Consider the following 12,806-nt stretch of genomic DNA (forward strand, 5'->3'; position numbering starts at 1 on the left):
ATGTACAACTGCTTAAAAGGAATTCAGGGGTTGTAAGAAAAAAAATGGTCAGCTAAAATATTGATTAGCTGACCATTAAAGTGTGATATGATTGAGGAAGGAGTTGAGTGTATTGATGAATACAAACTATCTCATTCTTGTACTTTTTCTTATTTTACTTCTACACCATTGACGGGAGGTGTAGTAACCGTTTCATGTTTTTTACCTTGTAAGCATGCCATAGCTTCTTCCACCATTTTCGGAGAACCAACATAAAAAGGAGTTCTCTGATGGAATTCGGTTGGTTTGATGTCTAAAATTCGTTGATAGCCATCAGTTGCCATTGCCCCAGATTGCTCTGCTAGGAAGGCCAAAGCATTACATTCATAAAGCAAACGTAGTTTACCGCTTTTATACTTGGAAGTTGATGGGTAAATATAAATTCCACCTTTCAATAAGTTTCTATGAAAATCTCCAACTAATGAACCGATATAACGGCTAGAGTATTCTCTATCCTTACATTTTGTGATATAATCTTTTAAACCTTCGTCGAAAGTATTATAACCACCTTCATTGATAGAATAGATTTGACCATCTTCTTTAGACTGCATATTTGGGTGAGATAAGAAGTATTCACCTAAAGAAGGTTCATACGTAAATCCATTTACACCATATCCAGTACTGTAGACAAGCATGGTAGAAGACCCGTAGAGTACATAGCCAGCAGCTACTTGTTCAGTACCTTGTTGTAACATATCTTCTTTGGTAGGGGGTCTACCAATAGGTGATCTTCTTCGATAAATCGAAAAGATTGTACCTACAAGTACGTTTACATCAATGTTCGAAGAACCGTCTAAGGGATCTATAGTAACGATGTATTTTGCATGATGATTACCCGTGTCGATAATTCCGTCTACCTCTTCAGAGATGATTCCACATGTTTCTCCACCTTTTGAAAGTGCTCTTGTAAAACGAATGTCTGCAATCATGTCTAGTTTTTGTTGCGCTTCTCCCTGCACGTTTTCTGCTCCTGCACCTCCTTCAATTCCAGCCAAACCGGCTCTATTGATTTCTCTGTTGATGATTTTTGAAGCTAAAGCGATATCACGAAGTAGCTGAGATAGTTCTCCTGTAGCATAAGGAAATTGTTCTTGCTTTTGAGCGATAAAACGATCTAGCGCTGTACCGACTGAAGCAGTAAGTTTATCCATCATAATTTTTGGTGAATAATTTTTGTGTTTTTTCGTTGTCTTATATTGGTTGGATAAAATTAGGTAATTATTTCTGATTTGTTGCAATCGATTGCAGTAAGTATAAAAAAAAGACCGACAATTCTGTACAACATACAGTACTGTCGGCCCACACACATCACAAAAGTACCAAAAGGCTTACGCTTTCGACGCTTCTGAAGACGTAGTAGTTTTCTTAGCTGGAGCTTTTTTAGGTGCAGCTGTCTTTGCTTGAGCAGCTTCCAAAGCTTCAATTCTTGCTTTTAAGATCTCTACCTCTTCAGAGTCTCCACCTTTAAACATTGAAGTGATCTTGTCAAAATCAAAGTTTAATGATGATGTAAATTTTTCAGCTAATGTTTTGAGTTGCTCTTCAAATTCGCTTTTCTTCGCTTCAGTGCTATCAACAAATTCGTCTACTATTTTCTTCCCTTCTTCAACAGTCAATTTCTCTTCTGCTACTAATTTGTCAACAACTTCTTGAATTTTCTCGATAGTAAATGCTGTAATACCGACACCAGTATATACTAGCTTTTTTAATAGTTCTTCCATGGTGCTTATTTTTTATTTTGTGGTTAAACTTAACTGTTCAATCACCTTGAGTTATTGTTTTTACAAAGGTAGTAAAAATAAATGAATGAACAATCATTATTAAGACTATTCCGAAATTTAAGAAAAATTTTGATTTAAGGATAATCTCTTGATAAAGATAGAGATAAGTGGTGGAAATAACTATTGCGTTTACTTGAATTGTTGATGAATATAACTTGAAACTTTTGTTAGTGCTTCATCGGATTCGGGGATAAAACGCCAGAACAGTTGCCACCAATGTATCAAATCATCCCATTCTTGATAGGTGACTTTAATTCCTTTGTCTTCAAGTGCTTTTTTGAGCCTGACGCTATCATCATGTAATACTTCATTTTTTGAAGTTTGAATCAATATAGGTGGAAAGTCCGTGAAGTCGCCGTAAAGTGGAGAAACATAGGGATCGTCCAAAGGTTTTGTACCAGCATATACCTCTGCCCACCTTTTCATCTCATCAATTTTCACAAAAGGATCGGTGTATTTATTATCTTCTACCGTCTCTCCTGTATGCATTAAGTCTAACCAAGGAGAAAGACAAATCCCTGCTTTGGGTAGTTGATCTCCTTTTTCTTTCAGCATAAAAAATAAAGTACAGACTAAACCTCCACCTGCGGAGTCACCTGCTACAATAATCTCCTCTTCTTGATAACCTTCTTTCAAAAGAAATTGATAACCTTCATAAGCATCTTCAATGGGAGCAGGACAGGGGTGATTGGGAATTTTACGGTAATTGATCAGCAATGCTTCCGTAGCAGTATCTTTCACAATTTTTCCCACCATATGCCGGTGCGTCTGATTTGAACCAATAGCAAAACCTCCTCCGTGAAGGTAAAGCAAAGCTCTTTTCTTCTCAGAAGTATGTACAGGTTTGATCACTTCGGCTTCCAATTCTCCAATTTTGAATTTGGTAGACTTGACTCCCCAGGGCAATAAAGCCACAAAGGAGATCAATTCTGTGGTCTCTCTTAATAAAGTAAGGTTGATGTCTTTTGTAGGAAATAAAGTAGAGGATAGGTTCAATCCCATTTTCAAAATCCTATGCTGTAATGATGACATGGGCAGTAAGGTTAATTATTTAAACAGCTCATCTTTTATGATGGGCGATATTTTCTTAGGCTTTTGTGTCTTGATGTCAAAAGCGACTAAAACTACGTCAGCCTCCAGTGCAACAAGTTCCGTTCCTTTAATATAAATAATTTGATGGAAAGTTACGCTCGAACTGCCCACTTTAACGACTTGAGAGTGCAATTCTAATTCTTGATGAATAGAAGCAGGGTACTTGAAGTTGATATTATAATTGGCGATTACAAATGTTGTATCTTCTTGACTTGCCAATAATAACGTTTCATTGTTTTCAAAGTGGCACCACCTTGCTTCTTCAAGAAACTCCATGTATCTCATATTGTTTACATGCTGGAAACTATCAATATGATAATTTCTTACTTTAATCGTCGTTTTGCTTATTCTACCTGTTGTTGTATCTGTTTGTTTTGTCATAAGTAAAGGTGTATTGTGTTGATTATGAATGAGTGAATATACATACATTATTGCATACTGTGCAAATTATTTAGAAAGCTGAGAAAGCACTGTATTGATATAATTCATCACTGTAATTTCATACATCACAGGTGCAACCGTAATTGATTTCGCATGTTTTGCATCAGGTACAAGCCAAATATATTTTTCACCAAACTCTTTTGCTTCAAATAAGTCTTTCGTCATTTGCATAGGAATATATTTGTCATCTTTTCCATGAATAAACAAGAACGGGACTTTTGATTTTTTTACGTTTTGAATAGGAGAAGCATCTCCTAAGTAAAAGCCTGCCATCAATTTTGTAACAATACTTGAAGTATTCATAAACCCAAGATCAGGAACATGAAAATCTTCTTCAGCTCTAAATGCCAATAATTCTTTTGTATCAGAAAAAGGACAGTCGGCAATATAAAAATCAACAGAATGAGTCGTTTCATTAATACCAGAATGAGATGTGACAGTAGCACCACCTAACGACTCTCCATGAGCAAGAATCATATCATTTGGCTTTCTTTTTTTCGCCCATTGCACTACTTTCTCTAGGTCTTGACTTTCAAAAAAGCTGAAACTCACTTCTCCGCCACCACTCAATCCGTGTTTTCTATGGTCATAAAGTACTACATCAATACCGTGTTTAAGGTAGATTTGAGCATAACGCATCATTCTCCATCGATCGTGAGTAACACCATGAACCATTACTGCTGTCAGTTGTACAGAGTCTTCGGGGGCCTCAAGGTAAGTACCACTGAGTGTATACCCTTGTTCAGAAGTTACTTCAAAATCCTCTCTACTTACTTTGTCCAGCCAAGCAGTATCAAAAGACCCATTTTCCTTTTCATCTTGTAGTTTGCTTGTGCCTTGATGTGTTTGGATCAAGCAGGTTTGTGTGTAAGTGAAGATGGAGATAACAGCATAAAAAAATACTATAAAAGCAATTAGTGAAAGGCTTATTTTTTTGATAGATAGTTTCATTGTTGATGATTTACTATAAGTTTTTCATTAAAAAAAAATTCAACATTGCGCATATTTTTTGTTGAATCGATTTAAATATTAGATATTCATAAACATATAATTCAACCCAGAAGGGAGAATTCAATATGCTATAAGTAAGTGCCTGTTTAAAAATAAAGTATCCTTACATTTGTATTGGCACTTCAATATTGACAATAAATATATCAAAATAGTGATACAACTACGCAGAACTTTTTTAATAATAGGCTTATTCACCTTTATTTTTTCATGTTCAAAGAATCAAACTGAAGAAGACATTGATTGGCAAACACTGTTTGAGAAATCCAATGGAACAGAAACCTTCACTTATGAAGAAGGTATGGCTTATTTTCATCAATTAGGTGATAGTTATGAAGCATTTAGAGTGGTAGAGTATGGCAAAACTGACAGTGGTTATCCTTTAAATGTAGGTATTTATTCCAAGGAAAGTACGTTTATACCTTCTGATATAAAAAAGAAAAACGTGTTATTGATCAATAACGCTATTCACCCAGGGGAGCCAGATGGAGTGGATGCGTCAATGATGTTGATGCGTGATCTGTTACAAGGAAAAGTAAATATTGAGAATGAAAATACCATTGTTGCCATTATCCCTTTTTATAATATTGGAGGAGCCCTCAATAGAAACTCATCGACAAGAGCAAATCAAGATGGCCCACACGAATATGGTTTTAGAGGAAATGCTAAAAACCTTGACTTGAACAGAGATTTTATCAAAATGGATTCTGAAAATATGCGTTCTTTTGCAGAAATATTCCATCTCTATGAACCTGAATTGTTTATTGATACACATGTGAGTAATGGAGCAGACTACCAGCATGTTTTAACCTATTTAGCTACTCATGAGGAGAAATTGGGTGGTGAAATAGGAGCTTTTATGAAAGAGAAAATGAATCCTTTTATGGAAGCTGAAATGAAAAAAGAAGGATGGGATATTGTCCCTTATGTCAATGTTTGGGGCACTACACCTGATAAAGGTTATGTACAATTTTTTGATTCACCTCGTTACTCTTCGGGTTACACTGCTCTTTTTAATACGCCAAGTTATGTGATTGAAACACATATGCTCAAGCCATATCAGCAAAGGACATTAGCGACTTATGCTTTTTTAAAGAAGGCCATTATGTTTTTAGAACAACACGGTGATGCACTATCAAAAGCCAAAGAAGATAAGATAGCATCAGATCTGAAAGCAGAGTCATTAGCGATTAATTGGAGCTTGGATTCATCCAAAGTAGATCAAATTACGTTTAAAGGATATGAAGGATCATATAAAGCAAGTGAAGTGAGTGGTTTGCCTCGCTTATTTTATGATCGATCAAAACCTTATGAGAAAAAGATCCCTTTTTACTCCGGCTTACAAGTGACAAAGGAGGAAAAGAAACCGGACTTTTTTGTCATTCCAAGGGCGTGGGGTAATGTGATTGCCGCTTTGGAACACAATCATATTAAGATGACACAGTTGGAAGCTGATCAAAAAATGAAAGTAGACGTAAAATACATAGACCGCTATCAAACGGTAAAAAGTCCTTATGAAGGGCATTATTTACATTATGATATAGCGACAGTAACCAAAAGTGAGGAAGTTCAATTTAGAAAAGGAGACTATTTGATTCCAACAGCACAAAGAAGGGTTCGGTTTTTAATGGAAACGCTCACTCCTGAAGCAAAGGACAGTTTTTTCGCGTGGAATTACTTTGATCCTATTTTACAGCAAAAAGAACATTTTTCATCTTATGTTTTTGAAGATAAAGCGATAGATATTTTAGCAAAAAATCCCGAACTTAAAGAAGCATTAGAACAGAAGAAAAAAGAAGACAAGCATTTTAAAAACTCTGCTTATCAGCAATTGGAATTTATTTATGAACATTCCGATCATAAGGAAAAGTCACACCTAAGATATCCCATTTATAAATACGATAAATAAAACTAAAATATGGAATTAAAGAATATTGAAACGGCAAAATATATCAATGCATTTAAGGAGAGTAAGTTTATGAATGCTCTTTTTAAGATGGCCAAAAAAGCGGGTGAAAAAGTAGTATATGTTGCCTTGTTACTTTTCTTTATGTATATCGATGAAGAAACACCAAGTAAAGCAAAGGTAGCTATTGCAGGAGCTTTAGGATACTTATTAGTACCAATGGATTTAATTCCCGATTTTATTCCCGTAGTAGGTTTTGCTGATGATTTTTCGGTGGTATTTGCTGCAATTGGTTATGTTTCGGTTTGCTTAAAACAAGAACATAAGGAATTGGCATTACAAAAAATGGAAAATTGGTTTGAAGACTTTGAAAGAAGCGAAGTAGAAGGCCTAAATGACTTAATTTTCAGAAAGAAAGAAGAAGCTGAAGAAGCAAAATAAATCTTCAATCTAAATACAAATAATAATTGACTGCCTATATGAAAAGAATTCATATAGGCAGTTTTTTTAGAATTGCTACATTGTTAACTAAGTTTTCGAATATTTAAAGTATTTAGAAATCAGGAGATTTCTGCTGATCTTTAGGACACGAATGACGCTATCGCTTAACATTCGCACCAGTGGACTTTCTACCCAATTCATTTGCTACTTCTTCCCTCGGCCTTGAAGGGAAAAGCGTTCAGAATTTCATGGAATGAGCCGTTAAAAATGATTTTCTTGTTCGAGCTTTAGCGAGTTTAAAATCATTTAGGCAAGTGAAATGGAATTTAGCTTTTGACTTCTAAGCCTAGATTTTTTGCTTCGTTTTTCATCAATGGAAAAATGAAGAAGAAGGAAGCTTGAAAGTAGGATATAAAAGCCTGTAGAATAATTGATTGTAAATTTTCGGTAATTTAGTTTACAATGTAATTACGTTCTCAAAGCGGTAACATCTTTTTCACTCAGAGCAACATTTTTTCAAACTAACAGTAACTTGTTTTTTACTAATACTATCCCTGTCTGCACGTTAAATCACCTAATTTTGGACTATAATTATTTTTCAAATGATCCCAAGAAGTAATCAATACATGAAATGAATTAGGTATTAAAAGTAAACTACAAAAATGAAATGATCTTTCTATCTCTCTTCATAGAAAGAAGGTACTTGATGATGATTGCATCCGTCGAGTTAATCGTAAACAGTAAACAACAACCTTTTATCAATGAGGTGGTAGGTCTATAAAATTAAAACTATATAAAATGGAATGCCTCATTGATGTAAGCACTAAGAATTATACATCAAAATCTTAAAACTAAACAATTGATAGCGAAAGCGATGTCTACGCGTTTTTATCAAATTACATCACTTCTTTTGAGTAAAAAACAAGGGAGTTCTAACTATTGATATACTATATATTATGTAATGCTTATTATTTTATTAAGATGAAATATCTTCTTAATGCTGAAAGGTTATGCTCTTTTTTTGAAATGAATTTGAATTTAAAGTATGTTTAAAATTACATTTTCGGAGATATTGACAGTGAGTCTATTATCTCTTCTATCCTTCAATGTATTTGCCCAAAATATCATTAAAGGAGTGGTTCTTGACGAAAAAGAATCACCAATCCCAGGAGCCAACATCCTTATTAAAGGCACCACACAAGGCACAGTGACTAATATGGACGGGGAGTTCTCTTTATCTACAAATGAGAATGATATTCTAGTGTTCTCTTATATTGGTTATCAGACAAGAGAGATCGCTGTAAAAGGACAAAACACCCTAGAGATACAATTAGATTTGGATGCGAAACAATTGGAAGAAATCGTAGTCGTAGGTTATGGTGTACAGAAGAAAAGCGTGGTAACGGGTGCTATTTCTTCTATCAAATCGGAAGATGTAGAGTCGACTCCTATTGCCAATGCTTCACAAGCGCTTCAAGGTAGGACATCGGGTGTGATTGTACAGAGTAACTCGGGAGCTCCGGGTGGGGCAGTAAGTATAAAAATAAGAGGGGTGAGTAGTAATGGTAACTCAGCTCCACTTTACATCGTAGATGGTCTTCAAGTCGGGAATATCAATAATTTATCACCCAACGATATTGCTTCCATAGAAGTGTTGAAAGATGCAGCTTCTGCAGCCATTTTTGGTGCAAGAGGTGCTAACGGGGTAGTATTAGTCACTACAAAGCAAGGTGAAAAAGGGAAGTATAAAATTACTTACGATGGTTACTATGGTATACAAGAAGCAGCCAATAAGGTTGATATGCTGAACGCTAACCAATATATGAAAATTCATAATGCTGCCAGTGAATGGGACAATACTGAACCACGTTATACAGATGATAGAATTCAGCAAAACACAATAGATACGGATTGGCAAGATGAAATGTATCAAACAGCGCCCATCACCAACCACGCATTAAGTTTTTCTGGAGGTGGTAAAAAGTCTAGTTTTAGTAGTTCTTTGTCTTATTTCTCACAAGATGGTATAGTGGGAGGAAGTGCGAAATCTAATTTTGATCGTTATACGTTTAGAATTAACTCCACACATGAAATCAATGATGTGGTTACTTTTGGACAAAACCTTTCTTATTCGTATTCAAAGACAAGAGGTTTTAATGAAAAACAGCAAGTATCTACGCTCTCTAGTATGTATTTGCATGATCCTCTGACACCCGTATTTACGGATGACCCAACCGGCTATCACAAAAATGCGGTAACCAATGCAGATGGAAGATACTATGCAATCAGTGAAGAGTTGGATGGTTATGCAGGTAACCCAATGGCAATTTTAGAGACTCAAAATAGAGAACAACTCGATAACACTTTAAGAGGAAATGTGTACTTGGATTTTAATTTATCATCACTTGTTGAGGGACTGAAATTTAAATCAAGTTTTGGTCTGAATAATTATGATAGTCATAACAGGGTATTTACACCAGCCTTTTATATTTCAGCACAAGGCCCTTTTCAAAATGGAACAAGTACGGCTCAAGTCATCACCAACCGAAATACATCCATTCAATTTGAAAATGTATTGAGCTACACCAAATCATTCGGGAAACAAAATATCTCAGCAATACTTGGTCAATCATTAATCAGTGATCAATACAGAAATACAAACAGTACCAACTCTGATATTTACCCAAGTACATGGCATTATGGTTGGCCTTCTAATGGAGGACAAGAAAATATGTTGGCTGAAGCGATGTTGAATGAATCAAGGTTGGTTTCATTCTTTGGTAGAGTGAGCTATAACTATGATGAAAAATACATGCTGAATGCAACTATTAGAAGAGATGGTTCGACAAGATTCGGAGATAATAATAAATACGGTATTTTCCCTTCCATATCTGCAGGCTGGACTATTTCTAATGAAGAATTTTTCCAAGTTGATCACAACAAAATCAGCTTGATTAAACTAAGAGGATCATGGGGACAGGTAGGAAATGACAGAATCGGTAACTGGGGTCACATGTCCATCATGGAGCGAAGTGATCATTATATTGTGGACGGTCGCCTAATTCAAGGTTTTGCACCGTTAAGAGCCGCAAACCCTGATTTGAAATGGGAAACGTCAGAAACATTGAACATCGGTATTGATCTCGGCTTCTTGAACAATAAGCTTACATTAACAGCCGAATACTATGATAAATTGACGAAGGACCTTCTATATGAACTTCCTATTCCTGCTTTTACAGGACGAATGGGGCCACTCGCAAATATTGGAACCGTTTCTAACAAGGGTTTTGAAATTGATTTACGTTACACTGGCGAAATCAGAGATTTTAAGATTGATATCCTAGGCAATATGTCATACAACCATAATAACATGACCAAACTAGAAAATTCTGAGGGATACTTTAATGGAAGGAATTTAGGAACATTGGATGGCAACATGAGAGTGCAAGAAGGGTACCCAATGCCATTTTTCTTTGCTTATAAAACCGACGGTATTTTCCAAAATGAGGAAGAAGTTAACAGTTATGTCAATGATGAAGAAAACTTAATTCAACCAAATGCCAAGCCTGGTGATATCCGTTTTGTAGACATCAATGGTGATGGAAAAATCTCAGATGAAGACAGAACGAACATTGGTAATGCTATTCCTAAATTCAACTACGGTTTGACGATTAACCTTGGTTATAAAAATTGGGATTTAAGCATGTTCTTACAAGCACAAACGCATTATGATATTGCAAATGTGGCATATGGTCCTAATGAAACTTACCAAAACTTAAATGCTAGACATCTAGGCTATTGGACTGGGGAAGGATCAACTAATGAGTGGCCTGCAATGACACATGAGGATGCAAATGGTAACTTCACTAAGATCAACGACATGATTCATATTGAGGATGCAAGCTATTTAAGACTTAGAAACCTTCAATTAGGATTTACCCTTCCAACAAGAACTTCAAGTAAAATTGGAATGGAGCGATTAAGAATTTATGGCTCAGTTCAAAACCTGTTTACAATTACTAATTATTCAGGAGCTGATCCGGAATTTAGTGACAGTAACCTCCTTCGATATGGCCTTGATAACGGTTCTTATCCTCAAGCAAGAACTTACCTAATGGGACTTAATGTATCATTCTAAACTGTAATCCAATGAAAAAAATATATTTAATCTTTTTTCTATTGATGGGGTGTGATTATTTAGATATCCAACCCAACGACAGAATCCCATCTTCTCAATATTATAATTCTGTAGATGAGGCTTATCAGGCACTTCTTGGTGCGTATGAACCAATACGTACCATGAAAATGAATTATGTGGATCCGTTCCCATTATTTTCTATTGCTTTGTTTAGCGAATGTATGTCTGACAATGTGAATGGCGGGGCCAATAAAAAGCAGACCAACAATCCTTATCAGGAAGCAAATCAGTTTGAAATGAGCCCAATTCGATCAGAGGCATTCTGGAGAAGGTCTTATAATGGTATTTCAAGAGTCAATTCTTTATTCCACAATTGGGAGAATATCACTATCAAACAAGGCGAAGAGGCAAGAGCTAATAATATCCTTGGAGAAGCGTATTTTCTAAGAGCACATTATTATTTTGAATTACTCAGAATGTATGAGAACGTAATCCTGACAACCGAACCTATCGACGGTACGAGTTGGAGAAGTTTTAAGCAGGAAGACCCTGAAAAGGTATATGCTCAAGCGACAGATGATTATTTGAAGAGTTTTGAATTGATGGCAGAAACAGACCCAGAGAGAGGTAGAATGTCAATGTATGCATCAAAAGCAGAGTTATTGAAAATGTTCCTTTTCTATACGGGTTATTATGAAAAGGAGGCTTTACCAAGAACAGATGGAAGTACGTTTACTTTAGACCATGCCATTGCATTAGCGGATGATATTTATCTGAACAGTGGAAAACGTCTATTGCCTAAATATGCAGATAATTTTGATCCTTTGACAAGTAATTGGAATGATGAGGTTTTATTAGAAATACCACATGTAGACTCTGGTTTACCAGGTTGGACAGGCATTAAATCAGGAAATATTATGTGTAGAGCCTCTGGACCATGGGGAGGTAAAGGCAAAGCTTTTGATGCAACTTACGCTGACGGCTGGGCAAACGGAGTTCCAAGAAGAAAGCTATTGTCAATTTGGGATGATCCTAATGATGAGCGAAAAATGGCAACCATCTTAACAGCAGAGGAAGTGGAAGAAGGACAGAATGACGATGGTTTTGATCCAGAAAATGCTCAATTCCCCATTAAAATAGGTTGGCAACACACGGGTTTATACAATAAAAAGTACAGTACTTTTGCCTCTATTCAACCTTCCATTGCCATTAATCTCAATTATGGGATGAACCATCATGCCATCCGTTTTGCAGATGTTATTTTAATGGCAGGGGAACTGTATTTAAGAAAAGGAAACACAGGAAAAGCACTAGAATATGTCAATCTAGTTAGAACAAGAGCAAATGCAGCAGCTTTAGCAGCGATTGATGAAGAAACTTTGTTTGCAGAAAGAAACAGAGAGTTAGCCCTTGAAGGAGTAAGGTACCACGACTTACTCAGAAGGTATGGTCAAAGTAGATTAACGACAGTGAAATCCATTTTGGATGTGAAAAACTACACACCAGAGTCCAATGAAATTGATCGATATGGTGAAGCGGGTAAAAGCGAGGATTATGAAATTGATTTCAAAGTGGAGCAGAGAGGCTTTTTACCTATTCCGATTGTGGAATTGGATGTGCATCCAGAATTGCAACAAAATAATGGGTATTAATACTGTAAACTAAGTTATCGTTAACTTTTAATCCCTATTTCTACTAGACTTCATAGGGGCTACTTCCAAGCTTCCTTCTTCTTCATTTTTGTCTTAACACAAAAACGAAGCAAAAAAGTCAAGGCTTTGAAGTCAAAAGCTAAATTCCATTGCTTGAGCCTAAATGATTTTAAACTCGCTGCACTCAAACAGCAAAATTATTTTTAACGGCTCAATCCATGAAATTCTTAACGCTTTTCCCTTCAAGGCCGGGGTAGAACTACCAAATTAAAAGAGTAGTAATTTCACTGGCGCGAATGTTAAGCGAT

At 35.9% G+C, this 12,806-nt stretch carries 9 protein-coding genes; 4 read left to right on the forward strand and 5 right to left on the reverse strand.

Annotation, left to right across the window (positions count from 1 at the left end):
• Nucleotides 1-149: 149 nt before the first annotated feature.
• From fbp to IC221_RS16855, 5 genes are all read right to left on the reverse strand, one after another.
• Entirely contained in the window at nt 150-1,193 is a 1,044-nt protein-coding gene (gene fbp / locus IC221_RS16835) for a class 1 fructose-bisphosphatase (RefSeq protein ID WP_188170093.1), read from the reverse strand.
• A 174-nt stretch (nt 1,194-1,367) separates the two neighbouring features.
• Complete coding sequence (locus IC221_RS16840; RefSeq protein ID WP_188170094.1) at nt 1,368-1,760, reverse strand: phasin family protein; 393 nt, start codon at nt 1,758-1,760, stop codon at nt 1,368-1,370.
• Between the two features lie 189 nt (nt 1,761-1,949).
• Nucleotides 1,950-2,852 carry an alpha/beta hydrolase gene (locus IC221_RS16845; protein ID WP_188170095.1) on the reverse strand — a complete coding sequence of 301 codons (903 nt, stop codon included), beginning with the start codon at nt 2,850-2,852 and terminating at the stop codon, nt 1,950-1,952.
• A 15-nt stretch (nt 2,853-2,867) separates the two neighbouring features.
• A complete protein-coding gene (locus tag IC221_RS16850) occupies nt 2,868-3,293 on the reverse strand; it encodes a thioesterase family protein (RefSeq protein ID WP_044204933.1) in 426 nt (141 codons plus the stop codon).
• Nucleotides 3,294-3,359: 66 nt separating this feature from the next.
• Nucleotides 3,360-4,304 carry an alpha/beta hydrolase gene (locus IC221_RS16855; protein WP_188170096.1) on the reverse strand — a complete coding sequence of 315 codons (945 nt, stop codon included), beginning with the start codon at nt 4,302-4,304 and terminating at the stop codon, nt 3,360-3,362.
• 211 nt (nt 4,305-4,515) lie between these two features.
• Here IC221_RS16855 and IC221_RS16860 point away from each other — a divergent pair, with 211 nt between their 5' ends.
• The 4 genes from IC221_RS16860 to IC221_RS16875 all read left to right on the forward strand — a co-directional run bounded on the left by IC221_RS16860 (nt 4,516) and on the right by IC221_RS16875 (nt 12,498).
• The gene (locus IC221_RS16860; protein ID WP_367397777.1) at nt 4,516-6,270 is read left to right on the forward strand and encodes a M14 family metallopeptidase; all 1,755 of its coding nucleotides are present in this window, start codon (nt 4,516-4,518) and stop codon (nt 6,268-6,270) included.
• A gap of 9 nt (nt 6,271-6,279) precedes the next feature.
• A complete protein-coding gene (locus IC221_RS16865; RefSeq protein WP_188170097.1) occupies nt 6,280-6,708 on the forward strand; it encodes a YkvA family protein in 429 nt (142 codons plus the stop codon).
• 1,045 nt (nt 6,709-7,753) lie between these two features.
• Complete coding sequence (locus tag IC221_RS16870; protein ID WP_188170098.1) at nt 7,754-10,846, forward strand: TonB-dependent receptor; 3,093 nt, start codon at nt 7,754-7,756, stop codon at nt 10,844-10,846.
• Between the two features lie 11 nt (nt 10,847-10,857).
• Entirely contained in the window at nt 10,858-12,498 is a 1,641-nt protein-coding gene (locus IC221_RS16875) for a RagB/SusD family nutrient uptake outer membrane protein (protein WP_188170099.1), read from the forward strand.
• Nucleotides 12,499-12,806: the final 308 nt, after the last annotated feature.

This window comes from Flammeovirga sp. EKP202, assembly GCF_014534745.1.
Taxonomy (GTDB): Bacteria; Bacteroidota; Bacteroidia; order Cytophagales; family Flammeovirgaceae; genus Flammeovirga.